The sequence below is a fragment of the Amycolatopsis sp. MtRt-6 genome, from assembly GCF_017308975.1.
GTDB lineage: Bacteria > Actinomycetota > Actinomycetes > Mycobacteriales > Pseudonocardiaceae > Amycolatopsis.
On record NZ_JADWPD010000016.1, the window covers coordinates 55,564 to 73,046 of the forward strand.

Here is a 17,483-nt window from a genome sequence, read left to right on the forward strand (position 1 = left end):
TGGCTCGCGAAAGTGCTGGTGGTGGTGCGGACTCGCCTGCACCGTAGTGCAGGATATCCGCCCGCCCCGACAGTTTCCGCGCGCTGTCGCTCCCGGAGTGGCGTGCGCCGCCCCTAACGGGGGTCGTAGCCCAGGTCGGGCCACAGGCCCAGCAGGGCTTCGATCTTCCGCGGGACCTGGAAGCTGTTCCGGAAGTTCGGCTTCTCGCCGATCGCGGCGAGGGCCTTGCGGAGGTCGCCGAAGGCCGGCTTGGCGGCCGACTGCCGGGTCAGGACGTAGCAGTACGTGCGACGGGGGTAGGCGAATTCGTCGATGTGCGCCTGCAGGACGAGACCGGGGGCCTCGATCCGCGACCCGACGAGGGGCCGGCCCTGCTTCTGGCTGTAGACGGGGATCACGTGCACCCCCGCGCGCAGCGTGCGCGGCGGGTCCTGGCCCTGGCCGTCGTCGGCCCACAGCAGCTCGACCCGGAACGGCGATTCGCCGTCGTCGCCCGGGTGGGTGTACTCGCGGGCCAGCTCTTCGAGCCGGTATTCGGCCTCGGCCGACGGCTCGCCGCCTTCGACGAGGCTGACCAGGTACAGCTCGGCCGGGCGCGGCCAGGCCGGGCGGGGCACGTCGGCGGCGTTTTCGCCGGCTTCGGTGGCTTCCGGCTCGGGTGCCACCGGTTCCGTGGTGGCAGGCGCCGCGGAGGGGTGCTCGGGGGCGGCAGCGGGCACGGCGGGCTGCTCGGTGGCCGGGGTGTCCGGCTCGGCGGCTGCGGGCGTGCTCGGCTGCGGGGCGGCGGCCGGGGCAGCGGGCGGCGTGGCCGGCCGGACGGGCGAAGGCGCCGGAGCCGCGGGCCGGACCGGCGAGGGCGGCGGAGTCGTGGCTGCCGGGCGGACCGGGGAAGCGGGCGGGGTCGCCGGGCGCACCGGCGACGGCTGCGGCGTCGCGGCCGCGGGGCGGACCGGCGTCGCCGGGCGGCTGGTCACCACCGGCCGGACGGGCGTGGGGGCGGGCCGGGTCGCGGCCGGGCGGGCCGTGACCGGCTTGCCGGCGCCGTACTGCTCCAGCAGCGGCTCCAGGTCACCGGCGGTCAGCGACGGGCCGGCGAGGTCGCACCACTCGAGCCAGGCCTCCTGGGCCTCCTCGACGGTGTGCCGCTCGTGCGAGAGCGTCACGGCCTCGAACAGCTGCCGCGGGCCGGCGGCGGTGACGTCGGCCGAGCCGACCACGACGAACGACGGGTCGTCCTCGGCGATCACCAGCTTCGCGTTCAGCCCCCGCAGCGAGTGCACGATCACGCCCGCCTTGACCCAGTGCAGCAGCGCGTGCGGGCTCGTCGCGCCGGACAGCACGGTGTCCAGGCTGGCGTCCGTGATCAGCGTGTCGCCGGGTTGTAAGGGCAGCAGGGCCGCCGCGCCGGGGCCGACGTGACCGAAGGCGGCCACGAGGTTCCGGCGCGGGGCGAGCAAGGGGGTGATCGAGGCCCAGATGTCGCGACCGGCGAGTAGTCGTACCGAACGTTCTGCCAAACCCAGCCGAGCGAGCTCCGCGTCCATGCCCCCGACCTTAGCCGGTGCCTCTCGGCGGGTTGTCGGCCGGAATATCTCTTGCTTGGAAGTAGTTGAACGCGCATGTAAGATGGGGCTCGCGAAGGGAGCAGGTCATGCAGTTCGGAATCTTCACGGTGGGCGACGTCACGACCGATCCCACCAACGGCACCGAGCCGACGGAGCACGAGCGGATCAAGGCGATGGTCCGCATCGCGCTCAAGGCGGAGGAGGTCGGCCTCGACGTCTTCGCGACCGGCGAGCACCACAACCCGCCGTTCGTCCCGTCGTCGCCGACGACGATGCTCGGCTACATCGCGGCGCAGACGTCCAAGCTGATCCTGTCGACGTCGACGACGCTGATCACGACGAACGACCCGGTGAAGATCGCCGAGGACTACGCGATGCTGCAGCACCTCGCCGACGGCCGCGTCGACCTGATGATGGGGCGGGGCAACACGGGGCCGGTGTACCCGTGGTTCGGCCAGGACATCCGCCAGGGCATCCCGCTGGCCATCGAGAACTACGCGCTGCTGCGGCGGTTGTGGCGCGAGGACGTGGTGGACTGGGAGGGCAAGTTCCGCACCCCGCTGCAGGGCTTCACGTCGACGCCCCGGCCGTTGGACGGAGTTCCGCCGTTCGTCTGGCACGGGTCCATCCGCAGCCCGGAGATCGCCGAGCAGGCGGCGTACTACGGCGACGGCTTCTTCGCCAACCACATCTTCTGGCCGACATCCCACTTCCAGCAGCTGATCGCGTTCTACCGCCAGCGGTTCGAGCACTACGGCCACGGCTCGGCGGACCAGGCGATCGTCGGGCTCGGCGGGCAGGCGTTCATCCGGCCGAAGTCCCAGGACGCGTGGAACGAGTTCCGGCCGTACTTCGACAACGCGCCGGTGTACGGGCACGGGCCGTCGCTGGAGGAGTTCACCGAGCAGACGCCGTTGACGGTGGGCAGCCCGCAGGAGGTCATCGACAAGACGCTGACGTTCCGCGAGCACTTCGGCGACTACCAGCGTCAGATGTTCCTGATGGACCACGCGGGGCTGCCGTTGAAGACGGTGCTGGAGCAGCTGGACCTGCTCGGCTCGGAGGTCATTCCGGTGCTGCGGAAGGAACTGGACGCCCGGCGGCCGGCCCACGTCCCGGAGGCGCCGACGCACGAGTCCCTGAAGGCGGCTTCGGCTTCTTCGGCTACTTCGGCTTCTTCGGTGGAGGCTGGGGTATGAAGCTCGCAGTGGTGACGGCGGGGCTGTCGGTGCCCTCGTCGACCCGCCTGCTGGCGGACCGCCTGGCCGCGGCAACGGTTGCCGCGGCCGGGTCCCCGGTGTCGGTTTCCGTGGTGGAGCTGCGGGACATCGCCCTGGACATCACGAAGAACCTGCTGACAGGCTTCCCGAGCCCGGCGCTGCGCACGGCGATCGAGACGGTGACGGGCGCGGACGCGGTGATCGCGGTGACGCCGGTGTTCACGGCCGGGTACAGCGGGCTGTTCAAGTCGTTCTTCGACGTGCTGGACACGGATTCCCTGGTGGGCAAGCCGGTTCTGCTCGCGGCCACCGGTGGGACGGAACGGCATTCGCTGGTGGTGGACTACCAGCTGCGGCCGTTGTTCGGGTACTTGAAGGCGGATCCGGTGGCGACGGGCGTGTACGCGGCTTCGTCCGACTGGGGCAGTGGGGAGGCTTCGGGGGCGTTGCAGCGGCGGATCGAGAAGGCGGGGGCCGAGCTGGCTTCGGCGGCTGAGGGGCGGGGTGCGGTGTCGAAGGAGCCGGAGTTCGTTCCGTTCGAGCAGTTGCTGGCGGCTGATTGAGGCTGCTCGGGGAGTGGCTGCTCGGGGAGGGGTGGGCCGGGCAGTCGCGGCCGAGGTGAATAGCGGGCCTGGGTGAGTGGCTGCCCGGGGTGGCGGGCCGGGTGAGTGGCTGCCGGGGTGGCGGCGAGGTGAGTGGCTGCTCGGGGAGTGGCGGGCTGAGGTGAGTGGCGGACCGGGGAGTGACGGGCCGGGGTGAGTGGGTTGCCTGGGAAGTGGCGGCCCGGGGAGTGGCGGCCGGGTGAGTTGGCGGCTGGCGGGCTGAAGCGAAACTTCTCGGAAACTGCTTCGCCGGCCTGAGCGCGTGGGTGTGGGCCCGTAGCCGTTGGGCTGCGGGCCTTTCCCGTGTTCAGGCTGCGAATGGGAGTGGTTCGTGGAGGTTGTTGCGCCTGGGTTTTCGGCGCCGGTCGATGAACACCGGTGGCAGGAACTCCGGCAGGCCGTCGGGGGCGATGCGGACTTCCCAGCCGGATCGGTGCAGGAGCCGGTGGTGGTGGGCGCACATCAGCACCAGGTTGGTGAGATCTGTGGGGCCGCCGTCTGCCCAGTGGCGGATGTGGTGACCTTGACAGTGCCGGGGTGGACGATGACAGCCCGGGAACGCGCACCCCCGGTCCCGGAGGAACAGGGCGCGGCGCAGTCCGGCGGAAATCAGGCGGCGGAGGCGGCCGAGGTTCAGCGGTTCGCTCTTGTCTCCCAGCACCGCGGGGATGATCATGGCGTCGCAGGCGTGCACCCGGGCTTCGGCCGCGGTCATGGTGCCGGTGTCGCCGAGGGTGGCCTTGCCGAGGCCGGATTTCAGGTCGTTCAGGGAGACCGCGACCATGACGTGGGCTCGTTCCCCGGCCTGCATCGGCAACTCCGGAGAATTCAGAGCCAGGTCGACGGCGTCGGAGAAAGCATCCCCGTAACGCTGCGGGGTGGTGCGGAAGTCGGGGCAGTCATCGCCGGTACGACGCTCGGCCAAAGCATCCAGCAATGCGTGGGCGCGGGTGCCGGTCTCATCATCGAACCGGCCACTCAGCTCCCAGATCCCGGTTCTTTTGCGGCGCAGGAACAGTTCCCGGGTGGGAACCACGGGTTCGGTGTCGTCGGGCTCCTGACCATCGGGAACCAGGTGGGCGAGGATGCGGGCACCGAGGGCAGCGACCTGCTTGTGCCCGGCCTCTTCGGCGAATGCCACCAGGTTGGTCTCGGCACTCGCGCAATGCTCGGGCGGAACCTGGGCGAGTACAGAGGTGATCACGTCGATCATCGGGTTGCTCAACCGTCCCGCCCGAGCGGCAGCGCCAGTGGCGGGCGCGAGTGCGGGGATGGGGCTGCCGTCGAGGTTGCGGCCGGGATTGAGCAGGCGGGCGCGTTTGATCAGCCGTTCCGCGGCCGGCTTCGGCTCATCGGCGAGGTGCTCCATAAGCCGGGCGGCGGAGCGGTAGCCGAACAGCTCCATCACCCCGCGCTGTTCGATTTCCACCAGCACCGCACCAAGTTCGGCCTCAGCAGACCGCATGCGCGCGACCAACTCGCCGATGCGGTCGGCAAGAGCCACCGCCTCGGAGGAGAGAGCCGCATCGCTGGTCATACCTCCAAACTACCGGCCATCAAACAAAAGTCATCACTCGATCAGGTGGGATCAACGGTAGTGGATCCGATACCGAAGATGCGTAACCCCTTGCCCGACAACGACTTCCGCTTGCTCCAACTCGGCCTTGCCGGCACCGAGGTCGCCGAAGTACCGCACCCCTTCGCCGAGCAACACCGGGACCAGGTCGATCCGCAGCTCGTCGAGCAGTCCGAGGTTCAAGCACTGCTGGGCGATCGACGGCCCGGAAACGCCCACCGTTCCGTCTCCGGCCGCCTTCGCCTGCTCGATCGCGCTGGCGACGTCCGCGCAGAACCTGAAGGGCGCCAAGTGGTCCGCGGGCCAGTCCGCCGGTGGCGGGTGGTGTGTCACGACGAACGCCGCGCCGCCGCCCGGGGGTCGGCCGCCCCAGCCTTGGGTGTACTCGAACACGCGGCGGCCGCACACCAATGCGCTGTGGCGCGCCGATTCCAGGAACGCGCTCAGGTACGCCGCGCTGGCCGGCGCGACGTGGAACGTCATCGGGTAGCCGACCATCGGCACCTCGACTTCTCCGGCCTGGTACCAGTCGAAAAGCGGTCCGACGCTGTCGTCGGGGCGCGCCACGAACCCGTCCAGCGACATGCAGAAGCTCGCGACCACCGGCATCGTTGTCAACTCCTCTGTTTATCAACCGTTGAGTTGAATATAGGCCGCTTGTCAAGAACATGCCGAAAGTAGGGGGTGGTGCGCGCCGTCCGGCAGCAGTCACCCGGTGGGTCCGCCGCCTACTTTTCCCTGCCATGACCAGGCTCCTCCTCGTACTGGCACTCCTGCTGATCACGACCGCACCCCCGGCGTCAGCAGCCCAGTACGACATCGACGGCTACGTCCGCGCCCACCTCGACCACACCGGCCTCCCCGGCGCCGTCGTCGCGATCACCCACGGCAACGAAGTCGTCCGGGTCGCCGGCTACGGCCGTGATGCTGCAGGCACGCCCCTCACCGCCCGAACCCGGCTGCCGATCGCGTCGCTGAGCAAGTCCATGACCGCCTTCGCGGTCCTGCAACTGACCGAAGCCGGCCGGATCACGCTGGACGACCCGGTGACCGACTACCTCCCCGGCTTCCGGCTCGCCGACCCGCGCGGTGCCAGGATCACCGTCCGGATGCTGCTCGACCAGACCTCCGGCATGGCCGACGAAGCCTTTCCCGACCTGACCCTGTCACAGCCGCGCACCCTCGCCGAGGCCGTCACGCGGCTGAAGGACGCGCCGCTCGCCGACGAGCCGGGTGCCCGGTTCCACTACCACAACCCGAACTACCAGGTCGCCGCGCGGATCGTCGAGGTCGTTGCCGGGCAGCCGTTCGCGGACTACCTGGCCGGGCACGTCTTCCGGCCGCTGGGCATGTCCCACAGCACCTCCGTCGACGCGCCGCCGGCCGGGATCGAGGGGTACGTGCGGGCCTTCGGGATCGAGGTTCCGGTGTCCGAACCGGACTGGTTCACCGGCGGCAGCCACGGCGTGCTCAGCACCGCCGAGGACCTGGCGAAGTGGCTGCGAGCCCAGCAGGACGGCGGTGGCGTGCTGACCCCCGAAGGAGCCCGATCCGCGCACACGCCCGCGCCCGGACGCGGCTACGCGCTGGGCTGGCGCGTCCGCGACGGGAAGGCGTCCCACACCGGCGACTGGTTCTCCCACACCGCGGCGCAGGTGCTGCTGCCCGGTGGGTACGGCGTCGCCGTGCTCGCGAACACCGGGATGGCGCTGGACAACGAGGCCGAGCTGCTGGCCGAGGGCCTCGCGAGCCTGCTGGAGGGCGGTGCTCCGGAACCGGCCCTGCCCGCCGGGGTGGTCGCCGATCGGGTGCTCGGCGCGCTGGCGCTGGTCGCGGTGGGCCTGGCGGTGCTCGGCGTGCGCCGGGCCCGGCAGCGGCACTGGTGGCGGATCGTGCCGCCGTTGCTGCCGCTTTTGCCGCTCGCCTTCCTGCCGCAACTGCTCGGATGGGTATTCGCCGGACGGCGGGGTACCTACGCCCAGGTGCTCCACGTCTGGCCGGGGCTCGTGGTCGCGCTCGGCGTGACCGCGCTGGCCGGCCTGACCGTGGCCGCGGCCAGGGCACGGGTCCTCGTGAGTGGCACGCGAGGCCGCGACCAGGAACAATCGGACAAGACGACGGGAGACACCGAGTGGGCATCGGCAAGCAGACGAAGCGGATCCTGATCACCGTGGCGGGGGCCGTCCTGCTGCTGATCGGGGTGGCGATGCTCGTCCTGCCCGGCCCCGGGCTGCTGCTCGTGCTCGCCGGGCTGCTGGTGCTGGCGTCGGAGTTCCCGGCGCTCGAGCGGTACGTCGACCCGGTGCGCGACCGCGCGATGAAGGCGGCCGAAGACAGCGTGTCGTCGCCGCTGCGGATCGCCGGGTCGGTGCTGGCCGGGCTGGCGCTGCTGGCGGCCGGGATCGTCTGGGGCACGGTGCGGTCGCTCCCGTTCAGCGGCTGGAGCACCGGGTCGAGCCTGATCCTGTCGTCGGTGATCCTGTTCGCGCTGCTGATCTGGAGCTACCAGCGGGTCAAGGCGCGCCGCGAGGCCGGGACCCGGGCTTCGACCGACCGGTAGCCTCGGCGCCATGAGCGCCGGATTCCAGCGCGCCCGCCGTCCCGAGCAGATCGAGGCGCGCCGGCGGGCGATCCTCGCCGCCGCGCGGGAGCTGCTCGCCGAACGTCCGGTCGCCGACATCAGCCTGCGGGAGCTGGCCTGTCACGTCGGGCTCGCGAAGTCCAACGTCATCCGGTACTTCGACAGCCGCGAGGCGATCTTCCTGGAGGTCCTCGACAGCGCGTGGACGGCGTGGCTGGACGAGCTGGAAGAAGCGCTCGGCGAAGCGGGGCCGGTGGAGCCCGGCTTCGCGCGCGAGGAGCGGGTCGCCGGGACGATCGCGGCGACGCTCACCGGCCGCCGGGTGCTGTGCGAGCTGCTGAGCTCGATGGCGCCGGTGCTGGAGCGCAACATCCCGGTGGAGTTCGCCCGCAGCTTCCGGCGCCGGGCCGCCGCGAACACCGAACGGCTGGGCGAGCTGGTGCGGGTCCGGGTGCCGGAGCTGCCGGTCGAGGCGGCGCGGCACTTCGCCCGCGGAGTGGTGGTGCTGGTGTCGGGCTCGTGGCCCGCGGCCCACCCGACGGCGGCCGTGGCGGCCGTCGATCCGGGGGACGCGCCGGCGTTCGGGCTGGCCGAGGGCCTCACGAACCTGCTGGCCGGGCTCGTCGCGCGAGGGCGGTGATGTCCGCGTTCTCCAGGATCGGCCGCTCGTACCCCGCCGAGGCCACGGCCAGCATCGCGAGCCCGATGTCCTCCGTGGTCGTCACCGCGCGCGGGAACAGCCGCTTCAGCACCGGGTACAGCGGCATCGCGACGCGGTAGAGCACCCGGTACAGCGGGGTCTTCGAGGTGATGCCGTGCAGTGGCTGGATGTAGCCGGGGCGGAAGGCGAACGTCCGCAGCGGCAGCCGCGCCAGCGCGTTCTCCGTCGCGCCTTTGACGCGGGCCCAGCGCACGCGGCCGCGCTCGGTGCTGTCGGTGCCCGCGCCCGAGACGTACACGAACGTGGTGCCGTCCGGGAGCTTCCGGGCCACCGAAAGGGTGAGCTGGTAGGTGATCCGCTCGTACTCCTCCGGCGGCACCCCCACCGACGACACCCCGAGGCAGAAGAAGCACGTGTCGTACCCGGTGATCGGCTCGAGGGCGAACAGGTCCTCCTCGACGGCTTCCCGCAGCTTCGGGTGGCCGGCGCCGACCGGGGCCCGGCCGACCGCCAGTACCTCTTCGACCCGTTCGTCGCGCAGGCATTCCCGCAGCACGCCCTGGCCGACCATGCCGGTCGCGCCGAACAGGACGACCCTCATACGCTCGTCACCGGCAGCAGCCCCCTCTCGGCGAAGACCTTCTTGGCCGTGAAGGTCGCGTTCAGCGCCTTCGGGAATCCACAGTAGACCGCCGAGTGCAGGAGCGCCTCGACGATCTCCGCCGGGGTGAGGCCGACGTTGAGGGACGCGTTGACGTGCACCTCCAGCTGCGGCTCGCAGCCGCCGAGCGCGGTGAGCATGCCGAGCGTCACCAGCTGGCGGTCGCGCGGCGCGAGCCCCGGCCGCGCGTAGACCTCGCCGAACCCCCACGCCACCACGGCTTCCGCCAGCGCGGGGGAGACGTCGGCGAGGTTGTCGAGCACGCGCTGCCCGCTCTCGCCGTCGATGGCGGTCAGGGTCTTCAGGCCGAGTTCGAAGCGCTCGTCGGTCACGGCGGGTTCCTTTCCCCAGTACGTCGTGGCCCGGTCGACGCTAGGGGCTGGAGCGCGCTCCAGGTCAAACGTGACGGCCACCACCGCGGGTGGCCGTCACGCCGGACCGCGTGCCTACTTCCCGCTCGAGTACAACGCGCTCACGTCGGCGTCGGACAGCGCCCGGTCGTAGACGTGGACCTGGTCGACGGCTCCGTTGAGGAAGTCGACCGGGTTGCCGCCGTACTTGCCGCGGCCGATCACCGTGTGGCCCGTCGACGCGTCGCCGAGGCAGACACTCTTCGTGGCCGCCAGCTGCCCGTCGACGTACAGCTTCAGCGTGCCCGAAGCCGCGTCGCGGACGCCGGCGACGTGGTACCAGCGGTTCGCTTCCGGGGCCGTGGGCGCCAGGGCCCGCGTGCCGACGAAGCTCATCGCCAGGCGGTGGTCCTGGCCCGAGTACTGCAGGAAGAACGCGCTGTTGCTCGGGCCGTCCTGGCTGACGATCGTCTGGAAGCCGTCACCCACGGCGTTGAACCTGACCCACGCCGCCGCGCTGTAGCTGCCCTCGGTGTTCACCAGCGCGGCACCCGTGTCGGCGTACTGGCCCGACCCGGAAACCGCCAGCGCCGAACCGCTCTTGCCCGCCGTCCAGGACGCGCCGCCGACGAGCGTCGCGTCGTGGTCGCCGACCGTGTCCGCGGCCACCGTGCCCGCGTTTTCGTCGAACGGGTACGCGGCGATGCCGTCGATCCCGGGCGTTCCGGCGGGCACCGACGGCCCGGCGACCGGGGCGCCGGTGGCGCCCTTGATCACCGCGAGGTTCGCCGCGCGGACCGCCGCGAAGTCCATCTTCTTCACCTGCCGGTCGTAGGTGAAGAAGCCGTTGACCTCCTTCTCGACGTCCGTGGTCTGCGTGTAGACGCCCGCGGACACCCCGCACCGCTGGGCGACCAGCAGCAGGCGCTGCTGCAGCTCGCCGTAGCGCCGGGTCAGCGTCGCGCTGTCGGGCGCCATCTCGTAGGCGAAGCTGCCCGCCGGGTCGAACTCGTGCCCGGCGACCTTGAGGCCGAGGCCGCCGTACTCGCCGTCGACGGCCGCGCGCGTGCCGGTCTGCATCGGCGTGCCCGGGCCGGTGTACGTGTGGTCGTCGTAGATGTCACCCTTGCCGCTGTCCGGTTCGGACCGGCAGCAGTTGACGCCGGACTCGGCGTTCACCAGCCGGGTCGGATCCCAGGACTTGACCAGGTCGGCGATCCGGCCGACCTCGTAGTCGCCCCAGCCCTCGTTGAACGGCACCCACGAGACGATCGACGGGAAGCTGCGGTGCTGGTCGATCATCCGCTTCATCTCGGACTCGTAGTTGACGCGCGCGGCCGCGGACGGCTCGACGTCGTCCTTCATCGACGGCATGTCCTGCCACACCAGCAACCCGAGCTTGTCGGCGTGGTAGTACCAGCGGTCCGGCTCCACCTTGATGTGCTTGCGCACCATGTTGAAGCCGAGCGCCTTCTCCTGCTCCAGGTCGAACTTCAGGGCCGCGTCGGTCGGCGCGGTGTAGATGCCGTCCGGCCAGAAGCCCTGGTCGAGCGGGCCGACCTGCATGACGAACTTGCCGTTGAGCAGCATCCGCTGCTTGCCGTCGGCGGTCTTGCCGAGGCCGACCGTGCGCAGCCCGAAGTACGAGCCGACCTCGTCGCCCGACGGGACGAGCTTCACCCGCAGGTCGTAGAGGAACGGGTCGTCCGGCGACCACAGGTGCGGCCGGTCCACCTTGAGCTTCAACGGCTTGTTCGCGTCACCCGTCACGCGCCCGACGACGCGGCCGCGGTCGTAGGCGACGGCTTCGACGCGCTGCTTCACCGGCCCGCCGACGACCGCGGTCACCGTCACCGAACCGAGGTCCGGCGTGACGTCCAGGCGGTCGATGCGCGCGGGCGCCACCGGTTCCATCCAGACGGTCTGCCAGATGCCCGACGACGGCGTGTAGAAGATGCCGTCACCGGGTTTGCGCTGCTTGCCGATCGGCTGCCCGCCCTGGTCGTTCGGGTCGGCGACGCCGACGATCAGCTCCTGGTCGCGTGCGGTGGTCAGGGCGTCGGTGACGTCGACGGACCACGCGTCGTAGCCGCCGGTGTGGCGGCCGACGGTCCTGCCGTTGACGAGCACCGTGGCGTCGTAGTCGACGGCCTGGAAGTGCAGCAGGATCCGCTGCCCCCGCCAGTCGCGGGGCAGCTGGAACGTGCGGCGGTACCACATGTTCGTCTCGTGGCGCATGATCCCGGACAGCGCGGACTCGACCGGGTACGGCACGAGGACGCGCTCGCCGAGCGACCGGCCGATCGGGGCGGCTTCGCCGGGCTTGGCCGCGGCGAACTCCCAGACGCCGTTGAGGTTCTGCCACTTCGAGCGGGTCAGCTGTGGTCTGGGGTAGTCGGGGAGGGCGTTGGCGGGGGAGACGTCGTTCGTCCACGGTGTCGACAGCGGCGGGGTGAGCCGCTGCCACTGCGGTGGGGACTCGGCGTGCGCGGCGGGGACCGCGAGCCCCGTGAGGGCCAGTGCCAGCACGGCGGCCAGTCGGGCAGGGCGGAACATCGGTGAACCTCCTGGTGGGTGAGCAGGGTTCAGCGGGTTCGGGAACGCGCCAGCAGGCGCTGGATCACCACGACGACGAGCAGGAAGGCCCCGCTCACCACCGTCTGGTAGCTGGAGTCGAGGGTGCCGATCTGGTTGATGACGTTCTGGATGAGCGTGCGCAGCAGCACGCCGACGAGCGTGCCGATGAGGGTGCCGGCACCGCCGGTGAGCAGCGTGCCGCCGATGACGACGACGGAGATCGCGTCGAGTTCGGTGCCGACGCCGAGCACCGTGACGCCGGACTGCAGGTAGGCGGCGGTGAGGATGCCCGCGACGCCGGCCAGCCCGCCGCTGAGCGTGTAGAGGCCGATCTTGGTGCGGGCCACCGGAAGGCCCATCAGCACGGCCGACTGCTCGGCGCCGCCGATGGCGAACACCGACTGGCCGAACCGCGTGCGGCGCAGGAGGAGCCCGCCGAGCGCGAACAGGACCAGCGTCAGGTACACCGGGACGCCGATGCCGAGGATCGTGCCCTGGCCCAGCCAGAGGAACGCCGAGCCGGGGTCCACTTTGTACGTCGTCGCGCCTTCGGACGTCAACGCCAGCAGGAGGCCCCTGGCGAACAGCAGGGACGCCAGCGTCACGATGAACGGCGCCATCCCGGTGCGGGCGATGAGCAGGCCGTTGACGAACCCGATCAGCGAGCACACCGCCAGCGGCAGCAGGATCGCCACGACCAGGCCGTACTGGGCGCCGTACGCGGCGAGGACGCCGCCGAGCGCGTAGTTCGAGCCGACCGAGAGGTCGATGCCGCCGGAGATGATCACGAACGTCATGCCGAGCGCGATCACGGCCAGGAACGAGCCCTGCAGCACGAGGTTGCGCAGGTTGTCCGCGGTGCCGAAGTGCGGGAACGCGAACCACGCGGCGGCCATGCCGAGCACGAGGACGACGGCCGCGCCCTGGCGCTGCAGGACTCCCGCGAAGGCGGCATTGCGTTCCGCGGTCCGAGTCATGTGCTGCTCCGCTCACGAGCGACGTAGACCGCGCCGACGATGATGGCCGCCTGGACCATCTGCGCGGTCGAGTCCGGCAGGTTGTGCTTGATCAGGGTGGCCTGGACGAGCTGCATGAGCAGCGCGCCGAACACGGTGCCGAGGACACGGACCCGGCCGCCGGTCAGCGGGGTGCCGCCGACGACGACCGCGGTGATCGCGGACAGCTCCATGAGCAGGCCGACGTCGCTCGGGTCGCTCGCGCCCAGCCTCGACGTCGCCAGCACGCCGGCGATCGCCGCCAGCGCCCCGGAAATCACGTAGACGCTGACGAGTACGCGTTTCACCGGCAGCCCGGCCAGGGTGCTCGCGGCGCGGTTGCCGCCGATCGCGACCAGGTGCCGTCCGAACGTCGTGCGCTGCACGACCAGCCCGGCCAGCACGGCGAGCACGCCCGCCACGATCACCATGATCGGCACGCCGAGGACGTCGCCGGTGCCCAGCGCCAGGAAGTCGCGGTTGTGCAGCTGGACGAGCCGGCCGTCCGCGATGACCAGCGCGAGGCCACGGCCGCCGACCAGCAGCGCGAGGGTCGCGATGATCGGCTGGATGCCCAGGTAGGCCACCAGGTAGCCGCTGAACAGGCCCGACACGATTCCGGCGATGACGGCCACGAGGACCGCCATCAGCGGGCCCGCGCCCAGGTAGAGCGGGATGAGCGCGGCGGCGATCGCCATCACCGAGCCGACCGAGAGGTCGATGCCCTCGGTGCCGATCACCAGCGCCATGCCGAGCGCGACGACGCAGACCGGCGCCGCCTGCACCAGCTGGGTGCGGAAGTTGGCCGCGGACAGGAAGTTCTCGGTGAAGGCCACGTTGAACAGCAGCAGCACGACGACGGCCAGGTAGACGCCGTAGTTCTGCAGCCACGCGGTGACCTTCGCACGCTCAAGGGTGGCGGTCGACATCGTTGTCACCCTCCGCTGCGATGGCCGTCAGCACGTTCTCCTCGGTGATGCGGTCGCCGGTCAGCTCGCCGGCCACCGAGCCGTCGCGCAGGACGACCACGCGGTCGGCGCCGTCGATCAGTTCCTCCAGTTCGGACGAGATGAGCAGCACGCCGAGGCCTTCCCGCGCGAGTTCGTCGATCAGGGCCTGGACCTCGGCCTTGGCGCCGACGTCGATGCCGCGGGTGGGTTCGTCGAGCAGCAGGATCTTCGGGCCGGTGGCGAGCCAGCGGGCCAGCAGCACCTTCTGCTGGTTGCCGCCGGAGAGCTCCGACACCTTCTGCTCCGGGCTCGCGGCCTTGATCCGCAGGCGGTCCATGAAGATCTTCACGATCCGGTCCTGCCGGGCCCTGCTGACCAGGCCGAACGGCGAGAGCGCCGGCAGCGCGGCGAGCACGATGTTCTCGCGGACCGACAGGTTCGGGATGATGCCGTCGGCCTTGCGGTCCTCGGCCAGCAGCGCGATCCCGGCCCGCACGGCGTTCTTGATCTTGTCTTTTCGCAGCGGTTTCCCGGCCAGCAGCACGCTGCCGCCGTCCAGCGGGAACGCGCCGACGATGGCCCGCGCGGTCTCGCTGCGGCCGGAGCCGAGCAGGCCGGCCAGGCCGACGACCTCGCCGGGCCGGATGCGCACCGAGACGTCGTGCAGCTTCCGCAGGCCGGACAGGTGCTCGGCCTTGAGCAGCGGCTCGCGCTCGATGTCGTGTTCCTCGCCGAACGCCGTGACGCCCTCTTCGCGGATCTGGCGGACTTCACGGCCGAGCATCAGCGACACGAGCTCGATGCGCGGCAGTGGCTTCAGCGGTCCACTGTGGACGACCCGGCCGTCGCGCAGCACGGTGACGCTGTCGCACACCCGGTACAGCTCGTCCATCCGGTGGCTGACGTAGACGATCGCGATGCCTTGGGCGTGCAGCCGGTGCAGCACCTCGAACAGCGTCTCGACCTCGCGCGGCTCGAGCGACGACGTCGGCTCGTCCATGATGACGACCTTGGCGTCGGTCGAGACCGCGCGGGCGAGCGCCACCATCTGCTGCGCGCCGACACCGAGCGTGTGCAGCGGGCGCCGGACGTCGTCGTCGATGCCGTAGCCCTTGAGCAGCTCGCGCGCGTCGGCGTTCAGCTTCGGCCAGTCGACCAGCCCCAGGCGAGTGCGCGGTTCGCGGCCGAGGAAGACGTTGCCGGCGATGCTCATCAGCGGAACGAGGTTGACCTCCTGGTAGATCGTGGAGATCCCGGCGCGCTGCGCGTCGATCGGCCGCTTGAAGGTCACCGGCTCGCCGAGGTGGCGCACCTCGCCCGCGTCGGGCCGGTGGACACCGGTCAGCACCTTGATCAGCGTGGACTTGCCGGCGCCGTTCTCGCCGACCAGCGCGTGCACCTCGCCGGGCGCCAGCGCGAAGCTGACGTCGTCGAGCGCGAGGGTGCCGGTGAACCGCTTGGTCACCCCGGTCACCTCGAGCACCGGCGCGGTCATCACTTCGGTCGTGGCCGTCATTCGTAGGAGTTCCCGACCTTTTGCGCCGCGTTCGTCTCGTCGTACTGGTCGTCGCTGATCACGATGCTCGGCGGGATGGCTTCGCCGTTCTCGAACTTCTGCAGCGTCTGGAAGGCCAGCGGACCGAAGCGCGGATTGGACTCGATGACGGCGTTGTAGCTGCCGTCGACGATGAGCTGCACGGCGTTGCGGGTGCCGTCGATGGAGACGATCTTGACGTCCTTGCCCGGCGTCTTGCCCGCCGTCTTGAGCGCGTTGACCGCGCCGACGCCCATTTCGTCGTTCTCGGCGTAGACGGCGGTGATGTCCGGGTGGCTCTGGATGAGCTGCTCCATCACGGCCTGGCCCTTGGACCGGTCGAACTCGCCGGTCTGCTCGGCGACCACGGACAGCCCCGGCGTCTTCGCCAGCTCGTCCTTGAAGCCCTTGGTGCGGTCGGTGGTGACGTTGTTGCCGGACGAGCCGAGCAGGATCGCGACCTTGCCGGTGCCGCCGGTCGCCTTCGCCATCGCCTGGGCGGCGCGCTTGCCCTGCTCGACGAAGTCCGAGCCGATGAAGGTCAGGTAGTCGGCGCACGGCTGCGACGTCACCTTGCGGTCGATGGTGACGACCGGGACCTTCTTGGCCTTCGCCGCGTCGAGCGCGGGCTGGAGGCCGTCGGAGTTCAGCGGCGCGACGATGAGCAGCTGGGCACCGCGGTCGAGCATGGACTTGATGTCGCTGATCTGCCGGTTCAGGTCGCTCTGGGCGTTGGTGACCAGCAGGTTGCCGATCCCCAGCTTCGCCGCTTCGTCGCGGATCGACTGCGTCTCGGTGGTCCGGAAGGGGTTGGCCTCCTTTTCGGACTGCGAGAACCCGACCACCGCCGTCTTGAGGTCGACCTTGGGGTAACCGGTCTTGGCGAGCGTGCAGCCGTCGGCGGACGGCGCGGCGGACTGGGCGCTGGCGGCTGGCCCACCGCCGCTGGCGCTGGTGGCCGGGGTTTCCTCCCGGCTGGTGCAGGAGGTGAGGGTCAGCGCGGCGGCGGCCGCGGTGACCAGGACAAGGCGGGGACGGGACGGCAAGAGCACGGCGACTCCTCGGGCAAGCATCGTCGGTGGCCCGCTCGCCGAGGTGATCGGGGTCACCCCGAGAGCCTTGGGGTACTTTTTACATCGTTGGAACAACGTTGTAAACCGGCAGCCGTTGGCTACACTTCGTGCTCACTCTCTGAAGGGACCGCCCGTGACCGTGACGCTCAAGGACGTCGCCACGCTCGCCGGAGTGTCGGTGAAGACCGTGTCGAACGTCGTGAACGGCTACGCCTTCGTCAAGCCGGAGAACCGCCGGCGCGTCGAAGAAGCGCTGGCGGCGACGGGGTACCGGCCGAACGTCGGGGCGCGCAACCTCCGGCGCGGCCGCACCGGGTTCCTGGCGCTGATGGTGCCGGAGCTGTCGATCCCGTACTTCGGCGAGCTGGCCGGCCTGGTGATCACGGCGGCCCAGCAGCGCGGCTGGAGCGTCCTGATCGAGCAGACGCAGGGCACGCGCTCGCGCGAGCGGGAAACGCTTTCTTCGCTGGGGCCGCACCTGGTCGACGGGGCACTGGTGCACCCGGAAGCCCTGGAGGCGGCGGACTTCCCGGCCGACCCGGGCGGGATCCCCCTGGTCATGCTGGGCGAGCACGCGGTGGACGTGCCGATAGACCACGTGGCGATCGACAACGTCCTGGCCGCGCGCACGGCGGTGTCCCACCTGGCCTCGCTGGGCCGCACGCGCATCGCGGCCATCGGCCGCAACCCGGCGCGCGGGACGTCGTCGCAGCGGCTGGCCGGGTACCGTTCCGCGCTGGCCGACGCGGGTTTGTCCTATTCGGACGCTTTGGTGGCTCCGGCCGAGAAGTGGCACCGAGCGGTCGGCGCGACGGCGATGAAGTCGTTGCTGGCGCTGCCTTCGCCGCCGGACGCGGTGTTCTGCTTCAACGACCTGCTGGCCATCGGCGCGCTGCGCGCGGTGGCCGAGCGCGGCCTGCGGGTGCCGGAGGACGTGGCGATCGTGGGGTTCGACAACAACGAAGAGAGCGCATTCTCACTGCCGTCGCTGACGACGATCGCGCCGGACAAGACGGCCTTGGCGGAGGCGGCGGTGGACCTCGTGCACCGGCGGATCACCGGGGACAAGACGTCGCCGCCGCAGGACATCCAGACGCCGTTCGCGCTGGAGATCCGGGAGAGCACCGGCGGCCGCTGA

At 70.8% G+C, this 17,483-nt stretch carries 16 protein-coding genes; 6 read left to right on the plus strand and 10 right to left on the minus strand.

All coding sequences use genetic code 11. From position 1 onward, the window contains the following. Positions 1 to 113: 113 nt before the first annotated feature. Positions 114 to 1,544 carry a hypothetical protein gene (locus I4Q55_RS25730; protein WP_206791157.1) on the minus strand — a complete coding sequence of 477 codons (1,431 nt, stop codon included), beginning with the start codon at positions 1,542 to 1,544 and terminating at the stop codon, positions 114 to 116. Positions 1,545 to 1,651: 107 nt separating this feature from the next. Between I4Q55_RS25730 and I4Q55_RS25735 the strand changes: the two genes are divergently transcribed. After that, positions 1,652 to 2,764 carry an LLM class flavin-dependent oxidoreductase gene (locus I4Q55_RS25735; RefSeq protein ID WP_206791158.1) on the plus strand — a complete coding sequence of 371 codons (1,113 nt, stop codon included), beginning with the start codon at positions 1,652 to 1,654 and terminating at the stop codon, positions 2,762 to 2,764. Beyond that, positions 2,761 to 3,348, plus strand: a complete 588-nt coding sequence (locus I4Q55_RS25740) for an FMN reductase (protein WP_206791160.1) — start codon at positions 2,761 to 2,763, stop codon at positions 3,346 to 3,348. The genes I4Q55_RS25735 and I4Q55_RS25740 overlap by 4 nt, the downstream gene beginning before the upstream one ends. A gap of 346 nt (positions 3,349 to 3,694) precedes the next feature. On the opposite strand, the gene I4Q55_RS25745 is transcribed toward I4Q55_RS25740, so the two are convergent. Together I4Q55_RS25745 and I4Q55_RS25750 are read right to left on the minus strand one after the other, a co-directional pair. Then, positions 3,695 to 4,924, minus strand: a complete 1,230-nt coding sequence (locus I4Q55_RS25745; protein WP_206791162.1) for an HNH endonuclease signature motif containing protein — start codon at positions 4,922 to 4,924, stop codon at positions 3,695 to 3,697. 51 nt (positions 4,925 to 4,975) lie between these two features. Further along, complete coding sequence (locus I4Q55_RS25750; protein WP_206791163.1) at positions 4,976 to 5,572, minus strand: dihydrofolate reductase family protein; 597 nt, start codon at positions 5,570 to 5,572, stop codon at positions 4,976 to 4,978. A 134-nt stretch (positions 5,573 to 5,706) separates the two neighbouring features. Between I4Q55_RS25750 and I4Q55_RS25755 the strand changes: the two genes are divergently transcribed. The 3 genes from I4Q55_RS25755 to I4Q55_RS25765 are packed head-to-tail and all read left to right on the plus strand — an operon-like array spanning position 5,707 to position 8,184. Next, the gene (locus I4Q55_RS25755) at positions 5,707 to 7,128 is read left to right on the plus strand and encodes a serine hydrolase (RefSeq protein WP_206791164.1); all 1,422 of its coding nucleotides are present in this window, start codon (positions 5,707 to 5,709) and stop codon (positions 7,126 to 7,128) included. Then, on the plus strand, positions 7,095 to 7,523 hold the full coding sequence (locus I4Q55_RS25760; protein WP_206791165.1) for a PGPGW domain-containing protein: 429 nt from the start codon (positions 7,095 to 7,097) through the stop codon (positions 7,521 to 7,523). Before I4Q55_RS25755 ends, I4Q55_RS25760 begins: the two co-directional genes overlap by 34 nt. Before the next feature lie 10 nt (positions 7,524 to 7,533). Next, entirely contained in the window at positions 7,534 to 8,184 is a 651-nt protein-coding gene (locus I4Q55_RS25765; RefSeq protein ID WP_206791166.1) for a TetR family transcriptional regulator, read from the plus strand. On the opposite strand, the gene I4Q55_RS25770 is transcribed toward I4Q55_RS25765, so the two are convergent. The 7 genes from I4Q55_RS25770 to I4Q55_RS25800 form a co-directional block, all read right to left on the minus strand. Beyond that, complete coding sequence (locus I4Q55_RS25770; RefSeq protein WP_206791167.1) at positions 8,144 to 8,806, minus strand: epimerase; 663 nt, start codon at positions 8,804 to 8,806, stop codon at positions 8,144 to 8,146. The two genes, I4Q55_RS25765 and I4Q55_RS25770, sit on opposite strands and share 41 nt — an antisense overlap. Beyond that, positions 8,803 to 9,198, minus strand: coding sequence for a carboxymuconolactone decarboxylase family protein (locus tag I4Q55_RS25775; RefSeq protein WP_206791168.1), 396 nt, complete (start codon positions 9,196 to 9,198; stop codon positions 8,803 to 8,805). The genes I4Q55_RS25770 and I4Q55_RS25775 overlap by 4 nt, the downstream gene beginning before the upstream one ends. A 114-nt stretch (positions 9,199 to 9,312) precedes the next feature. Then, positions 9,313 to 11,772, minus strand: a complete 2,460-nt coding sequence (locus I4Q55_RS25780) for a LamG-like jellyroll fold domain-containing protein (protein ID WP_206791169.1) — start codon at positions 11,770 to 11,772, stop codon at positions 9,313 to 9,315. 29 nt (positions 11,773 to 11,801) lie between these two features. Beyond that, complete coding sequence (locus I4Q55_RS25785; RefSeq protein WP_206791171.1) at positions 11,802 to 12,770, minus strand: ABC transporter permease; 969 nt, start codon at positions 12,768 to 12,770, stop codon at positions 11,802 to 11,804. Further along, complete coding sequence (locus I4Q55_RS25790) at positions 12,767 to 13,717, minus strand: ABC transporter permease (RefSeq protein WP_206791173.1); 951 nt, start codon at positions 13,715 to 13,717, stop codon at positions 12,767 to 12,769. The genes I4Q55_RS25785 and I4Q55_RS25790 overlap by 4 nt, the downstream gene beginning before the upstream one ends. Next, positions 13,698 to 15,254: a sugar ABC transporter ATP-binding protein gene (locus tag I4Q55_RS25795; protein WP_206791175.1), complete on the minus strand. Its 1,557-nt coding sequence runs from the start codon at positions 15,252 to 15,254 to the stop codon at positions 13,698 to 13,700. The genes I4Q55_RS25790 and I4Q55_RS25795 overlap by 20 nt, the downstream gene beginning before the upstream one ends. Beyond that, the gene (locus I4Q55_RS25800) at positions 15,251 to 16,324 is read right to left on the minus strand and encodes an ABC transporter substrate-binding protein (RefSeq protein WP_206791177.1); all 1,074 of its coding nucleotides are present in this window, start codon (positions 16,322 to 16,324) and stop codon (positions 15,251 to 15,253) included. The genes I4Q55_RS25795 and I4Q55_RS25800 overlap by 4 nt, the downstream gene beginning before the upstream one ends. 154 nt (positions 16,325 to 16,478) lie before the next feature. On the opposite strand from I4Q55_RS25800, the gene I4Q55_RS25805 reads away from it, so the two are divergent. Further along, entirely contained in the window at positions 16,479 to 17,483 is a 1,005-nt protein-coding gene (locus I4Q55_RS25805; RefSeq protein WP_206791179.1) for a LacI family DNA-binding transcriptional regulator, read from the plus strand.

Excerpts from the sequence above, each read along its gene's own strand:
- I4Q55_RS25730 (WP_206791157.1), bottom strand. The coding sequence starts at position 1,544 with ATGGACGCGGAGCTCGCTCGGCTGGGTTTGGCAGAACGTTCGGTACGA.
- I4Q55_RS25735 (WP_206791158.1), top strand. The coding sequence starts at position 1,652 with ATGCAGTTCGGAATCTTCACGGTGGGCGACGTCACGACCGATCCCACC.
- I4Q55_RS25740 (WP_206791160.1), top strand. The coding sequence starts at position 2,761 with ATGAAGCTCGCAGTGGTGACGGCGGGGCTGTCGGTGCCCTCGTCGACC.
- I4Q55_RS25745 (WP_206791162.1), bottom strand. The coding sequence starts at position 4,924 with ATGACCAGCGATGCGGCTCTCTCCTCCGAGGCGGTGGCTCTTGCCGAC.
- I4Q55_RS25750 (WP_206791163.1), bottom strand. The coding sequence starts at position 5,572 with ATGCCGGTGGTCGCGAGCTTCTGCATGTCGCTGGACGGGTTCGTGGCG.
- I4Q55_RS25755 (WP_206791164.1), top strand. The coding sequence starts at position 5,707 with ATGACCAGGCTCCTCCTCGTACTGGCACTCCTGCTGATCACGACCGCA.
- I4Q55_RS25765 (WP_206791166.1), top strand. The coding sequence starts at position 7,534 with ATGAGCGCCGGATTCCAGCGCGCCCGCCGTCCCGAGCAGATCGAGGCG.
- I4Q55_RS25770 (WP_206791167.1), bottom strand. The coding sequence starts at position 8,806 with ATGAGGGTCGTCCTGTTCGGCGCGACCGGCATGGTCGGCCAGGGCGTG.
- I4Q55_RS25780 (WP_206791169.1), bottom strand. The coding sequence starts at position 11,772 with ATGTTCCGCCCTGCCCGACTGGCCGCCGTGCTGGCACTGGCCCTCACG.
- I4Q55_RS25785 (WP_206791171.1), bottom strand. The coding sequence starts at position 12,770 with ATGACTCGGACCGCGGAACGCAATGCCGCCTTCGCGGGAGTCCTGCAG.
- I4Q55_RS25790 (WP_206791173.1), bottom strand. The coding sequence starts at position 13,717 with ATGTCGACCGCCACCCTTGAGCGTGCGAAGGTCACCGCGTGGCTGCAG.
- I4Q55_RS25795 (WP_206791175.1), bottom strand. The coding sequence starts at position 15,254 with ATGACGGCCACGACCGAAGTGATGACCGCGCCGGTGCTCGAGGTGACC.